This window comes from Micromonospora sp. NPDC005163, assembly GCF_053599835.1.
The window spans coordinates 22937-40991 of sequence record NZ_JBSFYP010000021.1; the positions used below are offsets into that span (position 1 = coordinate 22937).

Genomic DNA, 18055 nt, shown 5'->3' on the forward strand with positions numbered 1-18055 from the left:
CGGTGCGGTGGTCATGACTGATCGGTGGGCCCAGCACCGGGTGCGAGGGCGCTGACGGTGTAGCGGCCAGACGCCAGCCGCAGGGTTGCCCCGGCGGTTGACGGCTGGACCCCGAGTACCCCCGGCTGGCCCGCAGCGGGTGCGCCGCTCTCGCGCACGCTGCCCGGGTCGGGCGTGGGGACCTCCAGTACGGCGGTGCTGCCGGGTGGCACCGTGACGGTCACGGTGATCCGGCCGTCGGTGCGGGACCAGCCGCAGGCCACCCGTCCCCGGGCGGTCTCCTGCTCGGCCTTCGCCCAGGTGAGCCGACCGCACGGTAGCGGCCGCAGCAGCAGCTCGCGGTAGGCCACCGACGTGGGCGTCTGGTCGATGCCGGCGACCCGGCCGAACAGCCAGTCGCCGACGCTGCCGAGGCTGTAGTGGTTGAACGAGTTCATCGCGGCGGACTGGAACCCGCCGTGGTCGGTCCAGCCGTCCCAGCGCTCCCAGATGGTGGTGGCGCCGTGCCGGATGGAGTACCCCCAGGACGGGAACTCCTCCTGGTGCAGCAACGCGTACGCCAGGTCGGCCCGGCCATGGTCTGCCAGGACCGGGCAGAGCAACGCGACGCCAACGAACCCGGTCGTGAGTCGGTTGTTCCGCTTCTCGATGTCGGCGGCGAGGTGTTCAACCGCCGCCGGCACCAGAGCCTCGGGGACGAGGCCGAAGCCGAGGGCCAGCAGGTAGGCGGTCTGGGTGCCGCCCTCGACGGTGCCGTCGGCGCCGACGTACGAGTCGATGAACGCCCCTCGGATCGCGGCGTGCAGTTCCCGGTGCTCGTTCGCCTCCCGGTGTCGCCCCAGCACCTCGGCGGCATCCGCCACGATCTGGGCGCTACGCGCGAAGTACGCGGTCGACAACACGTCGCGTGGGGTGGTGGCCTCGACCTGCAGCCAGTCGCCGTAGGAGTTGCCGGTACGGTGCCGCCAGCGCAGGTCGGGATTGTGTCGCCGTACGTAGCGGACCCAGGCGACCATCGCGTCGAACGACCGCCGCAGCACCTCGCGGTCGCCGTACGTGCGCCACAGGTGCCACGGGATGAGCACCCCGGCATCGCCCCACGCCGGCGCCGCCGCGCGGTGCATGGTCATGACCGGGGCGACGTCGCGGAAGGCGCCCTCGGCATCCTGTCCGTCCACCACGTCACGCATCCAGCGGGCGAAGAACGCCGCGACGTCCGCATTGCGGCTCGCGGTCGGGGCGAAGATCTGCGCGTCGGCCAACCAGCCGAGGCGCTCGTCCCGCTGCGGGCAGTCGGTGGGGATCGCGACGAAATTCCCCCGCTGCCCCCAGGTGATGTTGGACTGCAGCTGGTTCACCATCGGGTCCGAGCACTCGAAATGCCCGGTCCAGGGTGTGTCGCTGTGCACCACCCGGGCGACCACGTCGGTGGGGGCCAGCTGGCCGGGGTGGTTGTCGACCTCGAGGTACCGGAAGCCGTGCAGGGTGAACTGTGGCTCGAAGACCTCGGTGTCGTCGCCGGCGGTGGTGTAGCTGTCGGTGGCCTGGGCGCGGCGCAGGTTGTCCACGTACAGCTCGCCGTCGGCGAGGATCTCAGCGTGCCGCAGTACGATCCGCCGACCCGCGGCGGCGCCGCGGACGGTCAGTCGCACCCGGCCGACGAGGTTCTGCCCGAAGTCGACGAGGAAGCGACCAGGAGCCCGCTGGTGCACGACGACCGCGGGCAGGTCGCGGGTGACCCGGACCGGGTGGTCGGGTTCGGCGACGATCGGACCCGGCTCGGTGTCGAGGACCGCGACCGGCTGGAATCCGTCATCGGACGGGCTGGGCGAGTCCCAGCCGGGCACGTGCTGGCGGGCGTCGACGTGTTGCCCCATCAGCAGGTCGGCGGCCCGGATCGCGCCGGGCCGTTCGGCCCAGCTCGGATCGGTGGCGACCACCTGCCGGGAGCCGTCGGTGAAATCGATCACGAGCTGCGCGAAGAAGGCCGGGCAGTCACCGTAGTGCTGCGCGGCGCGGCGGGCGTCGAACCCGACGTGCCCGCACCACCAGCCGTCGGCGACGACGGCGCCGAGCATGTTGCCGCCCTCGCGCACCAGCTCGGTGACGTCGTAGGTCTGATACTGGAGACGGCGGTGGTATTCCGTCCAACCCGGTGCGAGCTCGGTGTCGCCCACCCGTGAGCCGTTGAGTCGGACTTCGTAGACGCCGCGCGCGGTGGCGTAAAGCCGGGCCCGCCTCGGTCGACGCCGCACCTCGAACGGCCGGCGGAGGTACAACGGCGGCGGCTGGAGCTCGCTAGCTGAGCCAGGGTCGCGGTCCTGCGGCGGATCCACATGGGGAACGCGAAGCGGGTCGCGCCCCACCCACACCGCGGTCCAGTCGCGGCGGTGCAGAAGGCCCGTTTCGAACCAGGTCTGCGCCGGTGCGCCCGCGGCGCCCGTCTGGTCCCAGACCTCGACCCGCCAGTGGTAGCGCGTGGCCGAGCGCAGGGTTGGGCCGTCCCAGGGCACGAGCAGCGTGTCGTCGGACTCCCGCCGGCCGCTGTCCCACAGCAGGCGACCGGGATCGTCGAGGTCCGCGGGCCGTTCGGCGGCGGTGATCCGGTACGCGCTCTGCGCGGCGCCTCGCCGCTCACTGTCCAGTTTCCACGACAGCCGGGGACACGACTCCCCCAACCCGAGCGGCTCATGGCGCTGCTCGGTCTGCAATCCGTAGGGGCGCAGCAGCCAACGATCCGAGACGCGTGTCATCCCTTGAGCCCTCCGGCGAAGCCATTGATGATGCTGCGCTGCAGCGCGAAGTACACGGCCAGGATCGGCACGATGCTCATCACCAGCGCGGCGAAGATGAGGTTCCAGTCGGCGGCGTACTGGCCGACGAAGCCGGCTATGGCGACGGGCATGGTCTGCTGGGTACTGCCGCTCAGATACAGCAGCGGCGTGAAGAAGTCGTTCCACACGGACACCGCGTTGAGCACCAGAGCCGTCACCGTGACCGGCTTGAGCATCGGGAACACGACGTACCGGAACGTCTGCAGGGGTGAGCAGCCGTCAATGAAGGCGGCATCCTCGAACTCACGCGGCAGGGCCCGCAGGAAGCCGATGTAGAGGAAGGTCGTGAACGGCACCTGAAGGCCCGAGTAGAAGAGGATCAGCGCCCACGGCGTACCGAGCAGGCCAAGATCGCGCATTGTCTGATACAGCGGCAACGCGGCCAGCTGGAAGGGCAGCATCAGACCCAACATGATCAGCAGGAACACCCCCCGCGACCAGCGTGCGGTGGCGCGCGCCAGGGGGTACGCGGCCAGCGACGAGACGGCCAGGACGATGGCGACGCTCGTCGCGGTCACGAGCACGCTGTTGACCAGCGCACCGCCGAGTCCGCCCTGCTGCCATGCCTGGGTGAAGTTGTCCAGCGTCGGCGAGGTGGTCGGGCGGATCGGTGAGGAGGTGTCCGATGGTGCCCGCAGGGCAAGGTTGATCAGGACGTACACCGGGAAGCCGACCACGACGGCGGCGGCGATCATCGCCAGTTCCACCATGAACGTGCGCCCGCGATAGCGGTTCACGAGGCGGCCCTCTCATTGCGGGACAGCACGAGGTACTGCCCGGTCGAGACCACCGCCACGATGATCGTGAGCACGACCGCGAGCGCGATGCTGTATCCGAACTCCCCCAACGTGAAGGCGTCCTTGTAGATCAGCGTCGACAGCGTGTCGGTGGCGTGTCCCGGCCCGCCGCCGGTCAACGCGTACACCTGGTCGAAGAGCTTGATCCCGCCGATGATCGACAACATCAGGTTGATGGTGATCGCGGGAGCGAGCAGCGGCCGGGTGACCGACCAGAAGCGCCGCACCGGCCCGGCGCCGTCCATGTCCGCCGCCTCATTGATCTCCTTCGGTACGGACTGCAGTCCCGCCAGGAAAATGACCATGGAGTAGCCGGCGAACTGCCACACGATCACGGCCACGATCGACCAGAGGGCCAACTGGGGGTCGCCCAGCCAGTCCTGCCGCCAGGAGTCCAGCCCGACCAGACGCAGGAGACTGTTGACCGCGCCATCCGGGCCGAGCAGGTTGCGCCAGAGGTAAGCGGTCACGATCGGGGTGATCACGGCCGGGGCGAACAGGAACACCCGCAGCACATGCCGTGACTTGATCATGGTGTTGACCCCGAGTGCCAACAGCAGCCCGATCCCGTTCTGGATGATCGTGATCGACACGGCGATCAGCAGGGTGTGCCAGAGCGCCTGTACCGCGTCGGGATCGCGGGTCATGTCCGCGAAGTTGCCCAGGCCGATGAAGGAGAGGTTCGGGTCGAGGCCGTCCCAGTCGGTGAAGGCGTAGTACAGGCCACGGGCGCTCGGCACCAGGACGATGAAGGCGAAGAGCACGATCGCCGGCAGCGTGAACCACCAGGGCGGGGTCATCCGGGTACGTCCAGGGCGGACAGTGGTCCGCTCGGGAGACTGACGGGGCGGGGCAAGGGGCGGTGGCTCGACTGCTCTCGTCACTGGCGATGTCACTTTCCTGAAACGTTTCAACCTGCCGCCTGGGTCGGCCTCTTCAACCCGACCCAGGCCCGCGCCCTGCGACCCGGAGTGATCCGGAGTCGCACCTGCGCGCCGAACGACGGTCCAGCGATCAGTGTGGGTAACGTTGCCCAAATGTTTCGCCCGACCCTAGGAGTTGACCCGATCGACGTCAATAGGTGACCACGCCTCGCCGGGCATTTCTCCTCTGCGGCCACCACCGCGGGCGGTGGCGCCGAAGGCGAAGAGCCCGCCTACACTCGTGGGGAACGTTCCCCACTTGCCGGAGGCAACATGAGGTCGCGGTCGGCGCCGCCCCGACGAGTCACCATCGTTGACGTCGCGCAGCACGCCGAGGTGTCAACGACAGCCGTGTCCAAGGTGCTGCGCAACGCGTACGGGACCAGCCCAGCGATGCGGGCGAAGGTGCGCAAGGCGGTCGCCGAACTCGGCTACCGGCCGTCCGCCGCAGCGAGGGGCATGCGCGGCCAGACGTACACCATCGGCGTGATGCTGCCCGACATCCGCAATCCGTTCTTCGCCGAGATCCTCGACGGGGTCACCGAGTGGCTGTCCGATACGGAGTACCAGGTCCTGCTCGGCCCCGGCTGCAACGGCGAGGCGGCGGAAGCCCGGGTCACCGAGACGATGATCGACCACAGCATGGACGGCGTCATACTGATCGCCCCCATCTCGTCGAGGTCACGCCTCCAGCATGTCGCCAGCACCGTGCCGACGGTGGTCGTCGGCCGACACTCCCACTCCACCGCGTACGACTCGGTGGCGGACGACGACATCGCGGGCGCCGCACTCGTCGTCGACCACCTCGCCGACCTCGGACACCGCCGGATCGCCCACATCGAGCACCTCGAAACCGACCCTGCCCGTATCGCGGAGATGCCCAACGCGATACGCGCAGAGGGCTACCGCCAGGCCATGCAGGCCCGTGGGCTCGCGGACGGCATCGACATCGTCTCCACCACGTACACCCAGCAGGGTGGATACCTCGGCGCACAGCAGCTGCTCGCCCGACCCCGTCGGCCCACAGCCATCTTCGCTGGCGCGGACATCGTCGCCATGGGCGTGCTCGAGGCGATCGCTCAGGCCGGTCTCACCGTCCCCGGCGACATGTCCGTCGCGGGATACGACAACACCACGTTCGCCGACTTCGAACCGATCTCGCTCACGAGCGTCGACCAAGCGGGCCGCGAGATCGGACGCAGTGCCGCCCGACTCCTGCTGGACCGGATCGCCCACCTGGACAAGCCGGCCGCCCACATCCGGCTCTCGCCGACGCTCGTAACCCGCCGCAGCACGGCAGCCCCGCCCAGGTGACCTCGGCCCTGGATCCGCCCGGGTCGCCGGACGTCAGACGCGCAGCCCCGCCGCCAGCTCGCCGACCGCCCGCGCCGCGTACCGCTGCATCCCGGGACCGAAGGTGATCCGGCTGGCGCCCAGCCGTCCGAGCTCGGCCACGGACGCCTTGTCGTCCGGCTCGGCGGCCATGTTGATCGGGCCCTCGATGCCCTCCCGCAGCAGCGGGAGCACCTCGGGCGGTGCCATGAGCGGGTATACGCAGTCGGCGCCGGCGGCCACGTACAGCCGGGCGCGGGCCACCGCGTCGGCCGGCTCACCCGTCCCTACCAGGAAGGTGTCGACGCGCGCGTTGATGAAGAGCGCGTCACCCGCCTCCGAGCGAACCTCGGCCAGCCAGTCCGCGTGCCGCTGAGGATCCTTGAGCGTGCCGTGGCCCTCGGAATCCTCCAGATTGCAGCCGACGGCGCCCGTCTCCAGGAGCCGCCCGACCAGCTCCCGGGGGGCGAGGCCGTAACCGCCCTCGATGTCGGCGGACACGGGCACGGAGACGGCCCGGACGATCCTCGCCACCGCGGCGAACATCTCGTCGGGCGGGGTGGCGCCGTCCTCGTAGCCGAGCGATGCGGCGACCCCGGCGCTCGGTGTGGCGAGCGCGGGGAAGCCGGCGTCGGCGAGGGCCCGGGCGCTGGCCGCGTCCCATGGCCCCGGCAGGACGAGCGGGTCGCCGGCGGTGCGGCCGTGGTGCAGGGCGCGGAAGGTGGCGGCAGTCATTTGACGTCTCCCCAGGGTGCAAAGGTGTTCAGCACAGACGAGCGACAACGCTACGCGCCCGGTGGCACTGGCTTATCGTCGCTTTCCACGACGGATTCCCGAGCCAGTTCGCCAGCAGACCGGAGTTCAGGATCGAGCTGGAGCATGCGGCGGTGCAGGCGTACCGCCTCCTCCGGGTCGGCGACCTGGCGCAGTGCGAGCCAGGCGGCCCCGGCAGCCGGGTGGCGACGGTGACGAACGGCCATGTCATCTACTACATCGACGGCGTGCAGGTGGGCGACCACTCGGGGAAGTTCTACCCCCGGCAGACGATGACGATCAACTGGAACCTCTGGTTCATCGACACGGCGGCCCACTCGGGCGGGCTGAGCACCTACATCCAGCAGGTCGACTGGGTGCTGTTCGCGAAGAACCAGGCACTCACCCCGACGCAGGTGACGGCGAAGACGGCGGCGTACCGCTCGGCCGGCAGCACGTTCGCCGACACGGTGGACTCGACGGGCGGCTGCTCGACCCCGACGAACCCGCCGACGACACCCCCCACGACGCCTCCCACCACACCGCCGCCCGCCGCCAACTGTTCCACCGCACCGGAGTGGGCCTTCGGCACGGCTTACACGGGGGCCAGACAGTGAAGCACGAGAAGAGCAGGTACGGCGACCCGAGTGGTCCAGCGTCGGGTGACGGCAAGCACCTGTGGCGGGCACGGTACTGGACACAGGGGTCCGAGCCGGGCTGGACCCAGCAGTGGGAGGATCTCGGCCGCTACTGAGGCGGACGGCGTACAGCACGGCAAGGCACGGGCGGGCGCTCGCGAGTCACGGGCGAGCACCCGCCCGTGTTCTGACCCGGAACCGGGTCATGCCTGGAGATGAGCCCTTTCGGGTGTCCGAGCATGTCCTGTTTTGTAGGTTCGAGGCTGGCAGAAGATGTCCAGGTCGCCGGCGCCGCCGCGTCCGGTCTGGCGTCCCTAGGAGGCAGACGCCGTGACGTCGAGTCCGCTACCCCGGATTCTTCGCCGACGCGGCGAGCCCGAGTTTCCGACGTTCCTGGAACTCTTCTTCGACCTGATCTACATTTTCATGTTCTCCCGGCTCTCCGCAGGGCTGGTAAACGACCTCAGCGTCCGTAACGCGGCGCAGACCGCGGTCCTGCTGCTCGCCGCGTGGTGGGTCTGGGTGCTGACCGCGTGGCTCACCGACCTGTTCAACCCGCGGTTGCCGCTGATCCAGGCCACCGTTCTCGTGGTCATGTTCGGCACCCTGTTGATGGCCATCGCGATCCCGAGGGCATTCGGCGCGCACGGGTGGATCTTCGTGGCGGCGTACTTCGGCATCCACCTGGTCCGGGACTCGGTTCTCATTCCCGCCACCCGTGTGAACCGGCCGATCCAGGCGAGAAGCATCCGCGTCTTCTTCTGGCTCGGCGTCACCGCCGGACCATGGGTGGCCGGGGCCCTCGTGGACGGCACGGCCAGGCTGGTGCTCTGGTCCATCGCGGTGGCGGTCGACCTCGGGTCGGCCCGGATCGGCTGGCCGACACCGAGGCTCGGTCGGACCGAACTCGCCAGTCAGATCTTCACCGGCGCCCACCTGTCCGAACGGCACCGGCAGATCTTCATCATCTCCCTCGGCGAGCTGATCCTGACCGTCGGGATGGGATTGGCCGCCAGCGACTTCGAGGCCGGCCGGGTGGCGGCGTGCGCGGTCGCGTTCGTCAACGCGCTGCTGCTGTTCCAGATGTACTTCCACCGGATCCGACAGCTACTGGCGCCGACCGCCGTCTCGACGGTGGAGCGGGTCCGCTCCGGCACCGCCACCTCGTACACCCACCTGGTCATGGTGGCGGGGGTGGTGGTCATCTCGGCCAGCGACACGCTCGTCATCGACCGTCCGTTCGGGGAGACGCCGTCAGGCTGGATCGTCGCCATCCTGGGTGGGCCCGCCCTGTTCCTGCTCGGCGGCTGTCTGTTCGACTTCGTGGTCACCGGTCGGATCCTCTGGCCACGGGTGCTGGGGATCATCGTGCTGGGCGCTGTCGGACCCGCGATGCCGCTGCTGGCACCGCTCGGCATCATGGTCGTGGCGAACCTGGTCCTGCTGCTCACGCTGATCGTCGAGGCAGTGGCCCCCCGCTCGCGACTGACCAGCGCTCCGCTACCCACGGGGTGAGCCGAAGCACCGGTCCCGACCCGACCTGTCAGCGCAGCGCAGGTGCCGCCGTTCGGGGGTGCCTCCGGGTGCTCAGCAGGTTCACCACGGCGACCAGGGCCAGAACGATCATGGCGAGGAGTGCCACCACGAGCGGCGGCAGCAGGTGCGTCGCCGGCGCCACCCCACCCAGCAGGACCAGACCGGCCAGCCGCGACCTGGACACCCGACCGAACACGGTGTAGTCGAGCAACCCACGGCCCAGCAGGAAGAGAGCCGGCCCACCGAGGATGACCGCCGCCCAGGACGGTGGGGTCTCGCCGAACGGCCGATCGACGACGAGCCTGCTGGTGACCGCCGCACCGCCGATACCGGCCACCATGATCAGGTGAGTGACCGCGGCGGACTGGCCGAGCAGGGAGGGTCTCGTCGACTTGGCGATCGCGTCGGTGAGCAGTTCCCCGGCGCGGTAGATGTAGATCCGCCACATGAGCACCACGATCAGGAAGACGACCACGAGCGCCCAGACCCGCGCGGCCGTGTAGTCGCTCTGGCTGAAGGTCTCCGCTGTCGTGAACAGCGACACGCCGAGCGCGATGATGACGAACTGGCGGTACCGCTCGGAGAGTCTCTCACCGGTCAGCCGCCACTCCTCGGAGTGCGAACGCCCCAGCCCTGGCACGGGCCAGCCGAGCGCGGCCGCGGCGTACTCGATCCCGACGGTCACCGCCCAGAGCACCAGGCGAGCCGTGTCGCCGAGCAGTGCCCCACCGATCCACCCGATCCCGGCGATGGCCTCCCAGAACAGGATCCGGCTGCTCCTGCCACGCTGGGACGGGTCCCGCAGGACCAGCAGGAAGTAGGAGCTGGAGCCGAGGTGGATCGCCAGGTACGTGATCGCGAACAGCAACCCACGGCTGCCGTACGCGTCGGGAACCGTGGCGGCCAGCAGCAGGCTTGCCGCCATCGTCCCGATGAACTTCACCCGGAGCGCTGACCGGGCCTGGTCGAGCGTGTCACCCGCCCACGCGGTCAACGCCCAGATGAACGTAAACGCGAGCAGCAGCACCAGGGTCTCGGCGGCGCCCGACCAGGTGAGCTCGTTGGCGAGCTTCTCCGCCAGGGAGATCAGCGCGAAGACGTAGACCAGGTCGAAGAACAACTCCAGGAGTGCCGGATGCGCTGGACTCTTCCGGTCGGGGTCCGTCGACCGCGCGTCGCTCTCCGCAGTCATCGATCACCCCGTCGCACCCGTCCACGGCCACCGCATGACGACACTACGGGTTACGAGTCGACGACAGAGGGCAGTTGCGCAGGCCGACGGACCGATAGATCAGCGCAGCCGCCGAGCGGTGAACCTGGTTGGCGGCTCGGCGATCGCGTCCTGTGCCGAGATCAGTTGGAGCTCCCGGGTGCCCGCCGCGAGGGTTGCCTCCAGGACGGCGAAGACGGAGGCGATGGTGCGTTCCAGCGCGGTCGCCGGCGAGCCCGTCGTGCACAGATGCGCGAGGTACAGCGCCGCGGTGATGTCGCCGCCGCCGTTCGGGTTGATCGGCAGCAGCGGCGTGGTGACCGCCCAGGCGCCTTCGTCCGAGACGGCCACCACCTCCAGTGACCCCGCCGGCACATCGCCGTGCAGGACGCTGGTGACCAGGACGTGCCGCGGCCCCGTCTCGCGTACCACGTCGACCGCCGCCAGCACCTCCGTCAGGGAGTTCGTCGTACGACCGGCGAGGAAGTCCAGCTCGAAATGGTTCGGGGTGACGATGTCGGCGCGCGGAACGACGGTGTCCCGCATGTACTCCGGGATGCCCGGCCGGACGAACATCCCGCGGCCGGTGTCGCCCATCACCGGGTCACAGCAGTACACCGCGGCCGGGTTGGCCTCCTTGACCTTGTCCACCGCGTCGAGGATCACCGCGCCCATCGCCGGGTCGCCCTGGTAGCCCGACAGCACCGCGTCGGCGCTGCCGAGGACCCCACGGTCCGCGATGCCGTTGATCACCTCGGCCACCTGGGCCGGCTCCAGCAGCGGCCCGCGCCACGCGCCGTACCCGGTGTGGTTGGAGAAGTGGACCGTCAGTACCGGCCAGACCTCGTGCCCGAGCCGCTGGAGGGGGAAGGCGGCGGCCGAGTTGCCGACGTAGCCGTAGGCGACCGAGGACTGGATGGACAGGATCTTCACCGCACCATCATGGCGGCTCCCGCCGGTGGCACACGAGCACCCGCCGTTTCTGTCGGGTGGCCCACTCCGGGCGAGCCCTACCCGGGCTGGGAAATCGACGCGCGGTTGATGTAGGCGACCTGGGCGGCGAAGGCCAGCAGGGCCAACACGGCGCCGACGCCGATCGCGAACCCGGACGACAGCCCCGCCAGTCCGGTCAGCAGCGTGACCGAGAGCCCCGCCAGCAGCGCGTTCACCGCACCCACCATCGCCGCCGTGGTCAGCAACAGTTGCGCCCGCCCGGGGGCGTTGCCGACCGCCGCCCAGCTCGCCCGCATGATGCCCTCGCCCTGCACCGCATCGGCGAAGAAGTCGTGGTCGCCCGCCAGCCGGTGCTGGTAGTACGCCCTGATGCGCTGAATCCGCGCGAGATCCAGCTCGTTCTCCACCATGTTCTGCACCAGCCGCAGGAACGTGAGCAGCCCGGTGATCATCAGCGTGGGCAGCACCGCCCCGAGGTACGGCCCGACGAACGCGGCGTTGCTGGCGACGAAACCGAGCCCGATCAGAGCGGCAGAGAGCATGGAGAGGAAGACCGTCGCCCGGCCCACCGACTCGGTGACGGTGGCGCTGCGGGAGGTCTGGAGCACGAAATGCTCGGTGGTCAGGGCGGTGAGCAACGCCTGCTCGCGTTCACCGTCGTCCATCCACCTCACCGTCCGCGCTGACCAGGGGTCATCGTCACGATACGAGGTCCGAGGGCGCGGGTCCGGAAAACCGACGGTCGCGAACGGGCTCGCTCCCGACCTGCGGTCAGGTCCCGTCCAGGCCGCGACCGTCGTGGTGACCGCGCCGGTCATCCCCGTCGCCGGGATCCCCGCCGTGCGCCCCGTCACCGCTGTCATCGCGGCGGCTGAGGCGATGGCCCCAGGTCGGTGCCGCAAGCACGAGCAGTGCGATCGCAAGTATCGGCACGAGCGCCAGCAGCGGTGCCGTTACCAAGCCGGGCGAGGATTCGTGGCCCAGCGCCACCGCACCCGCTACCTGAATCCGGATCCCCGGTTCAAGAAACGCAGCCTGATCATTGAACGAGTGCGTCTCAGCCACGGCAACTGGCCGAAGCGGCGCCACAGCCGCCAGGTTGGCGTCGATGACGGCAGCGGTCAGCAGCAGGGCCCCCAGCATGGCCGGGACGCCGAACCGCCGCTGCCGCCCGGCGGCCACCACGAGCACCGTCAGCCCGGCGGCAACCGCCACCAGGGTCGGCAACCGGACGGCGAGCGTGACCAGCAGGCGAATCGGGTCCCCTCCGCCGAGGGGGGTGAGCACGACGACGGCCAGCCCGGCGACGGCGGCCCACGCGACCCAACGGATCCACCGTGTGTCGGTCCGCGCCCGATCGGTCAACGTCACCACCGATCCGCCGCAGATCAGCGCAAGGCCCAGCAGTGCGGGCCAGTGCTGGGTGACCTGCGCCGCCAACGCCTCACCCAGCCACGCGAGATCCTCGCTGATGGACGGTGGTGGAGCGTTCAGCGGCGCATAGAACGGCGACAGGTACTTCGGCCCGTCCGAGCCCTTCGCCGCCACCACGGCGTCGATGGCGAGCACGCCGACACCAACAGCCACGGCGACGCGGCCCCGCCCGGCACCGAGCAACACGATCACCGCGAGGCCGGTCAGTGCCACCCCGGTCGCCTGCCCCGCGAGGACCGACGCGTCCGACAGCGCGCCAACCACATGCACCACCGCCGCGCCCGCTACAACGGACCAACACACCGGTTCAGGGGACAACCGCACGGCGCACATCCAACCACGGGTCCGGTCGCCTCGTCGCCCCCGACGCCCACCACCACACGACGCAGACCGGTGATCCTTATCGTTCAGGCGACAGGCTTTCGGCGAACGCGGGAATCTCGGGGTGCCCGAACATTCCGGGAAGCCCGCCCGTGTGGATGAAGACTGTTGTCTGGCCCGGTCCGATCTCGCCTCGCCGAATCGCCGCGATGAGACCCGCCATCGCGCGCCCGGTGTACGTCGGGTCGAGGATGATCCCCTCGTGCCGGGCGACGAGTGTCAGCGCCTCCCTGACCGTCGGGGTCAGGCTTGCGTAGCCGCTGCCGACGTGATCACGGTCGACGCGCAGGTCGTCGGCGTGCACGTCCGGCGAGAGCGGGGTGATGAACGTCGCGACGCGCTGCCGGGGGTCGTCCAGCGCCCCCACATCGACACCGAGCGTGCGGTCCGGGCCCAGGCTCGCGACGAGCCCGGCCATCGTGGCGCCGGAGCCGAGCGCGACCACAGCGGTACGCAGGTCGGGCACCTGGGACAGCAACTCGTCACCGCACTGCGCGTAACCGCGGGCCGCCAACGCGGTGGACCCGCCGAACGGGATGAGGGCGGGGCGTGCGCCTTCGGAGCGCAGCCGGTCGCAGACCTGCGTGGCGGCGTCTGCGAGCGCCTGCTGACCCGTCACACCGGTGAAGACGACGTCGGCGCCGAGGAACGCGTCCAGAACGAGGTTGCCGGTTCGAGCCGCCACCGGTTCGCCCGGGAACACCAGCACGGCGCGCAGACCGAGGCGCGCGGCGGCCGCGGCGGTGAGCCGCGCGTGGTTGCTCTGTGGCGCTCCCGTGGTGACCAGCGTGTCGGCGTCGTTCGCGAGTGCTTCGGCGACCGTCCATTCCAACTTGCGAACCTTGTTGCCACCGCCGCCGAGGCCGGTGAGGTCGTCCCTCTTGACGAGAAGGTCGTCGCGGCCGAGCCCGAGAGCGGTCGCCAGGCGGGGCATCGGCTCCACCGGTGTGGGCCACGTGCCGAGCGTGAGCGGAACGATCGGTCCGGGCATGCTGGTGACTCCTTGCCGTCGGGTGGGCAGCGTGACGATATAGGCCTGCGACGCCCATCCGGCACCCGCCGCTCGTCACCGCCCTACGTCAGGAAATCCAGCAGTTGCCGTGTGGTCTCCTCGGGAGCCTCTTCCGGAATGAAGTGCCCAACCGGGACCGGGCCGCCACGAACGTCGTCGGACCATTGTCTCCAGATGCCGAGCGGGTCGTCATAGAGCCTCGCGACCTGACCCCGTTGACTCCAGAGAAACAGAACCGGGCAGGCGATCTTGCGGTTGCCTCGGTCCGCCTCGTCCTGCTGGTAGTCCACCGTCGCGGCGGCGCGGAACTCCTCGCAGATCGCGTGGACGGTGGCGGGATCGCTGAACTGCCTGACGTAGGCGGCTCGCACCTCGCCCGGGAACGCGTCCTTCACCTCGGGCCACGTGTCCAGCATGAAATCCACGAGGACGGCGGGCGCCGCGGCGATGAACCGCTCGGGCACCGGCGCCGGCGCCGCCAGGAAGGACCAGACCCAGTACGAGAGGCTGAACGCCATGTCGGCCCGGTCGTACACGTCGCCGACCGGGACGACGTCCAGGACGGCGAGCCGGGTGACGACGTCCGGTTCGTCGAGCGCGAGCCGGTAGGCGCACCGTGCGCCGCGATCGTGCCCGACGAGCCCGAACCGCTCATGGCCCAGACTGCGCATGACCTCGACCTGGTCGCGGGCGATCGCTCGCATGCTGTACGGCTCATGGTCGGCGCTGCTCGGCGGTGTGCTGCTGTCGCCCCAGCCGCGCAGGTCGGTGACAACCACGGTGTACTTCTCGGCGAGCCGCGGCGCCACGCGATGCCACATGAGGTGCGTCTCGGGGATGCCGTGCAGGAGCAGGACCGGAGGCCCGCTTCCGCCACGGCGTCCGTGGATCGTCGCCCCCGACGTGGGGATGTCGAACTCCTCGAAGCCCTCGAACATGGCCCCGGACCCCCCGCGACTCGTGCGGACCGTCGTCGCACGGTCTGCTCAGGCGGCACCCGCGACGGTCGGCTGATGGCTCAGGCGGCGTGGACCGCTGACGGAAGCTCCCCGGGCAAAAACGACGCTAGCAGGAGAAGAGGCGATGGTCGGACCACCGGCGAAATTCCCCCGTCACCCCTCGGCGGCCAGTGCGAGGACGTCTCGCGCCGTGGGCAGTGCGGCCTCGCGGTGCGCCGGAACGAGACCGATGCGGGTGCGCCGATCGAGCAGGTCGTCGACGGTGAGGGCGAGTTCGTGCCGGGTGGCCCAGAGCAGTTCCGCGCCGGTGACCGGGATGTCGGGACCGATCGGCTGCCGGAGTTCGGTGGGCGCCTCGGCCAGGACGTCGACGGCCTCGGTGCCGTACCGGTGGACGAGCCGGCGTGGCGCGGGGACCCGGGCCAGCTGTGTTCTGCTCGCCGCGCCGGGCAGCGGGAGGCGGCGGGTGCGGCAGGGGCCGGCCGCGAGGCGGCGCTGACGGATGGCGGTGTCGACGGCGTCCTGAGCCATCCGGCGGTACGTGGTGAGCTTGCCGCCGATCACGCTGATGATCCCGTCGGGGTCGTCGATGACGGCGTGCCGGCGGGAGAGGTCGGCGGTTCGGCTGTCACCGGCGTCCAACAGAGGTCGCAGCCCGGCGTACGCGCCCAGGACGTCGGTGGGTCGCAGCGGCTGGTCGAGGACGCTGTTGAGGACGTCGAGCAGGAACGCGATGTCGGCGTCGGTGGGTCGCGGCACGTCGGGGACCGGTCCGTTCACCGGCTCGTCGGTGAGTCCGGCGTACACCAGGCCGTCGGTCTGGGGCAGGGCGAAGACGTAGCGGGTGAACTCGCCGGGGACGGGGATGGTCAGGCCGGCCCAGAGTCCGCCCAGACGGGCGGCGGACAGGACGATGTGGGTTCCCCGTGACGGGCGCAGGCGTACGTGTGGGGTCAGGCTGCTGGCCCACACGCCCGTGGCGTTGATGACCGCGCGGGCGGCGACGTGCATGCGCGTGCCGGTGCGGGTGTCCTCGATGGTGGCGCCCTCCCGGTGCAGGCTGATCGCCCGGCAGCGGGTCAGGATGCGGGCGGAGTGCTCCGCGGCGGCGCGCGCGAGGCCGACGACGAGTCGAGCGTCGTCGCAGAGCTGGCCGTCCCAGGACAGGTGTGCTCCGCGGAGACCGGCCGGACGCAGGGCGGGTGCCATCGCGCCCGCTTCGGCCGAGCCGAGCCTGCGCGTTCCGGGAAGGGTCCGTCGGGAGGTCCCGGCGCAGGCACGCAGCAGGTCTCCGGCGTGCAGGCCGGCCCCCGCGGCGCCCGCCTGCCATCGGCTGGTGTACGCGGTCGCCGGGAGCAGCATCGGCAACGGGCGCGTCAGGTGCGGCGCGGTGCGAGTCAGCAGCAGGTGGCGCTCGGCGGCACTCTCGTACGCGATGCCGATCTGGCCGTGCGCGAGATATCGAAGGCCGCCGTGGATCAGTTTCGAGCTCCAGCGGGAGGTGCCGTGGGCCAGGTCGTCGGCGTCGACGGCGACCACGGACAGTCCGCGGCTCGCGGCATCGAGCGCCACTCCGGCGCCGGTGACGCCCAGCCCGACGACCAGGACGTCGACTGACGTGCCGGCGACCAGCTCGGCGAGGTCACGTTCCCGGCGGGAGACGGTCAGCGAGGTTTTCACACGCCTCCTTGCGATGCAGTGACGTTGGATGTCACTCTGTCACACATGAATATGGAAGGGGAAGCGTCGGCCGTCGGGTGGGCCCGTTGGGGCACCACGAGGAACGCGAAGGCGCTACCGGACTCCGCTTCGACGCTGCTGGCGCAGGTGCTCGAGCTGACACCCCCGCCGCCGGCCGTCCCGCTGGCCGAGGTGGCGGTGCCGGACTGCGAACTGGACGCCCGGGTCCTCGACGCGCTGCGACGGGCGTTGGGCGCCGAGCACGTGGTCACCGCCCACGACGCCCGGGCACGACACGCGTCGGGCATGTCGACACCCGACCTGCTACGCCATCGGCGGGGCCAGGTGCGGATGGCCCCGCAGGCCGTTCTGCGTCCGGCCGACCACGCCGAGGTGGTGTCCATCCTCGACCTCTGCTCCCGGTACCGGCTGGCCGTGGTCCCGTTCGGCGGTGGCACATCCGTCGTGGGCGGGCTCACGCCGTCCGCGGCGCGGCACGTCGCCGTCGATCTGAGCCGGCTGAACGACGTCGTCGCCATCGACCCGTTGTCGCGGACCGCCACGCTGCAGGCCGGAATGCGCGCCCCACGGGCCGCCGAGCTGCTCGCCGAGCACGGGTTCACCCTCGGCCACGTCCCGCAGTCCTACGAGTACGCCACCATCGGTGGATTCGCCGCCACCCGGTCGTCCGGCCAGGCGTCGGCCGGCTACGGCCGCTTCGACGACATGGTCATGGCGCTGACGGTCGCCACCCCGCAGGGCACCGTCCGGACGGGCCGCGCTCCCGCCTCGGCCGCCGGTCCCGATCTGCGACAGATCTTCCTCGGCAGCGAGGGGGCACTCGGCGTCATCACCGACGTTACCGTCCGAATCCGGCCCCTGCCGGCGCAGTCACACTACGAGGGCTGGCGGTTCGAGTCGTTCGCCGACGGCCTGCACGCCGTACGGCGGCTGGCGCAGGACGGGCCGCGACCCACGGTGCTGCGACTGTCCGACGAGGTCGAGACCATGATCGGGGCGACCGGATCCGGACGCGCCGACGGCGGCTGCCAGCTCATCGCCGGGTACGAGGGCGCGGACGTCCTTCCCACCGTCGACGCGGCTGCCGATGTGCTGGCTGCGCACGGCGGCGTGCCGCTGGGCGACGAGCCGGGTCAGCAGTGGGCGCGACACCGCTTCGACGCCCCGTATCTGCGGGACGCACTGCTGGACGCCGGGGCGTTCGCGGAGACCCTGGAGACCGCGGCGTACTGGTCGGCACTGCCGGAGGTGCACCACCGGGTCCGACAGGCGATCCTCGAGGCGTTGCCGGACGGCGCCCTGGTGCTGGCGCACGTGTCCCATGTCTACGAGACCGGCGCGTCGCTGTACTTCACGGTGATCTGCTCTCCCGGTGCGAATCCGGTCGACCGCTGGCGGAAGGCGAAAGCGGCGGCCAGCGACGCGATCGCTGCCGCGGGTGCCACCATCAGCCACCATCACGGTGTCGGCGCGGATCATCGGGCCTGGTACGCCGCGGAGATCGGAGACGTCGCCGTGGACCTGCTGCGGGCGGTCAAACAGCAGCTGGACCCGGCCGGCATCCTCAATCCCGGCATCCTGGTGCCGTGAG

General features: G+C 70.5%; 15 protein-coding genes. 4 read left to right on the forward strand and 11 right to left on the reverse strand.

What is annotated here, in order from left to right:
* Positions 1-11 precede the first annotated feature (11 nt).
* Genes ACWD6N_RS16505 through ACWD6N_RS16515 form a run of 3 tightly spaced genes read right to left on the reverse strand, consistent with a single transcriptional unit; the run spans position 12 to position 4431 of the window.
* Entirely contained in the window at positions 12-2753 is a 2742-nt protein-coding gene (locus ACWD6N_RS16505) for a family 78 glycoside hydrolase catalytic domain (protein ID WP_450004954.1), read from the reverse strand.
* Positions 2750-3571, reverse strand: a complete 822-nt coding sequence (locus ACWD6N_RS16510) for a carbohydrate ABC transporter permease (protein ID WP_354965678.1) — start codon at positions 3569-3571, stop codon at positions 2750-2752. Before ACWD6N_RS16510 ends, ACWD6N_RS16505 begins: the two co-directional genes overlap by 4 nt.
* On the reverse strand, positions 3568-4431 hold the full coding sequence (locus ACWD6N_RS16515) for a carbohydrate ABC transporter permease (protein ID WP_387327386.1): 864 nt from the start codon (positions 4429-4431) through the stop codon (positions 3568-3570). The genes ACWD6N_RS16510 and ACWD6N_RS16515 overlap by 4 nt, the downstream gene beginning before the upstream one ends.
* A gap of 396 nt (positions 4432-4827) precedes the next feature.
* On the opposite strand from ACWD6N_RS16515, the gene ACWD6N_RS16520 reads away from it, so the two are divergent.
* A complete protein-coding gene (locus ACWD6N_RS16520; protein WP_449935754.1) occupies positions 4828-5868 on the forward strand; it encodes a LacI family DNA-binding transcriptional regulator in 1041 nt (346 codons plus the stop codon).
* 33 nt (positions 5869-5901) lie between these two features.
* Here the strand turns inward: ACWD6N_RS16520 and ACWD6N_RS16525 are convergent, their stop codons facing one another.
* The gene (locus tag ACWD6N_RS16525) at positions 5902-6621 is read right to left on the reverse strand and encodes an isocitrate lyase/PEP mutase family protein (RefSeq protein WP_387327392.1); all 720 of its coding nucleotides are present in this window, start codon (positions 6619-6621) and stop codon (positions 5902-5904) included.
* Positions 6622-6773: 152 nt separating this feature from the next.
* On the opposite strand from ACWD6N_RS16525, the gene ACWD6N_RS16530 reads away from it, so the two are divergent.
* Together ACWD6N_RS16530 and ACWD6N_RS16535 are read left to right on the forward strand one after the other, a co-directional pair.
* Positions 6774-7256 carry a hypothetical protein gene (locus tag ACWD6N_RS16530; protein ID WP_450004955.1) on the forward strand — a complete coding sequence of 161 codons (483 nt, stop codon included), beginning with the start codon at positions 6774-6776 and terminating at the stop codon, positions 7254-7256.
* 351 nt (positions 7257-7607) lie between these two features.
* Positions 7608-8792: a low temperature requirement protein A gene (locus ACWD6N_RS16535; RefSeq protein WP_450004956.1), complete on the forward strand. Its 1185-nt coding sequence runs from the start codon at positions 7608-7610 to the stop codon at positions 8790-8792.
* A gap of 28 nt (positions 8793-8820) precedes the next feature.
* On the opposite strand, the gene ACWD6N_RS16540 is transcribed toward ACWD6N_RS16535, so the two are convergent.
* From ACWD6N_RS16540 to ACWD6N_RS16570, 7 genes are all read right to left on the reverse strand, one after another.
* Positions 8821-10005 carry a low temperature requirement protein A gene (locus ACWD6N_RS16540; RefSeq protein ID WP_450004957.1) on the reverse strand — a complete coding sequence of 395 codons (1185 nt, stop codon included), beginning with the start codon at positions 10003-10005 and terminating at the stop codon, positions 8821-8823.
* A 99-nt stretch (positions 10006-10104) separates the two neighbouring features.
* Complete coding sequence (gene pdxY / locus ACWD6N_RS16545; protein WP_450004958.1) at positions 10105-10956, reverse strand: pyridoxal kinase PdxY; 852 nt, start codon at positions 10954-10956, stop codon at positions 10105-10107.
* Positions 10957-11033: 77 nt separating this feature from the next.
* Positions 11034-11642 carry a hypothetical protein gene (locus ACWD6N_RS16550; RefSeq protein WP_387327407.1) on the reverse strand — a complete coding sequence of 203 codons (609 nt, stop codon included), beginning with the start codon at positions 11640-11642 and terminating at the stop codon, positions 11034-11036.
* A 106-nt stretch (positions 11643-11748) separates the two neighbouring features.
* Positions 11749-12684: a hypothetical protein gene (locus tag ACWD6N_RS16555; RefSeq protein WP_450004959.1), complete on the reverse strand. Its 936-nt coding sequence runs from the start codon at positions 12682-12684 to the stop codon at positions 11749-11751.
* Positions 12685-12811: 127 nt separating this feature from the next.
* The gene (locus ACWD6N_RS16560) at positions 12812-13783 is read right to left on the reverse strand and encodes a pyridoxal-phosphate dependent enzyme (RefSeq protein ID WP_450004960.1); all 972 of its coding nucleotides are present in this window, start codon (positions 13781-13783) and stop codon (positions 12812-12814) included.
* Positions 13784-13866: 83 nt separating this feature from the next.
* Positions 13867-14742: an alpha/beta fold hydrolase gene (locus ACWD6N_RS16565; protein WP_387327416.1), complete on the reverse strand. Its 876-nt coding sequence runs from the start codon at positions 14740-14742 to the stop codon at positions 13867-13869.
* 174 nt (positions 14743-14916) lie between these two features.
* A complete protein-coding gene (locus ACWD6N_RS16570; RefSeq protein WP_450004961.1) occupies positions 14917-16443 on the reverse strand; it encodes a glycerol-3-phosphate dehydrogenase/oxidase in 1527 nt (508 codons plus the stop codon).
* Between the two features lie 45 nt (positions 16444-16488).
* Between ACWD6N_RS16570 and ACWD6N_RS16575 the strand changes: the two genes are divergently transcribed.
* Positions 16489-18054: an FAD-binding oxidoreductase gene (locus ACWD6N_RS16575; RefSeq protein WP_450004962.1), complete on the forward strand. Its 1566-nt coding sequence runs from the start codon at positions 16489-16491 to the stop codon at positions 18052-18054.
* Position 18055: the final 1 nt, after the last annotated feature.

What these genes read in the sequence shown, in the direction of transcription:
- ACWD6N_RS16505 (WP_450004954.1), bottom strand. Translation starts at nt 2,753, where the DNA reads ATGACACGCGTCTCGGATCGTTGGCTGCTGCGCCCCTACGGATTGCAG.
- ACWD6N_RS16515 (WP_387327386.1), bottom strand. Translation starts at nt 4,431, where the DNA reads ATGACCCCGCCCTGGTGGTTCACGCTGCCGGCGATCGTGCTCTTCGCC.
- ACWD6N_RS16520 (WP_449935754.1), top strand. Translation starts at nt 4,828, where the DNA reads ATGAGGTCGCGGTCGGCGCCGCCCCGACGAGTCACCATCGTTGACGTC.
- ACWD6N_RS16525 (WP_387327392.1), bottom strand. Translation starts at nt 6,621, where the DNA reads ATGACTGCCGCCACCTTCCGCGCCCTGCACCACGGCCGCACCGCCGGC.
- ACWD6N_RS16540 (WP_450004957.1), bottom strand. Translation starts at nt 10,005, where the DNA reads ATGACTGCGGAGAGCGACGCGCGGTCGACGGACCCCGACCGGAAGAGT.
- ACWD6N_RS16550 (WP_387327407.1), bottom strand. Translation starts at nt 11,642, where the DNA reads ATGGACGACGGTGAACGCGAGCAGGCGTTGCTCACCGCCCTGACCACC.
- ACWD6N_RS16560 (WP_450004960.1), bottom strand. Translation starts at nt 13,783, where the DNA reads ATGCCCGGACCGATCGTTCCGCTCACGCTCGGCACGTGGCCCACACCG.
- ACWD6N_RS16565 (WP_387327416.1), bottom strand. Translation starts at nt 14,742, where the DNA reads ATGTTCGAGGGCTTCGAGGAGTTCGACATCCCCACGTCGGGGGCGACG.
- ACWD6N_RS16575 (WP_450004962.1), top strand. Translation starts at nt 16,489, where the DNA reads ATGAATATGGAAGGGGAAGCGTCGGCCGTCGGGTGGGCCCGTTGGGGC.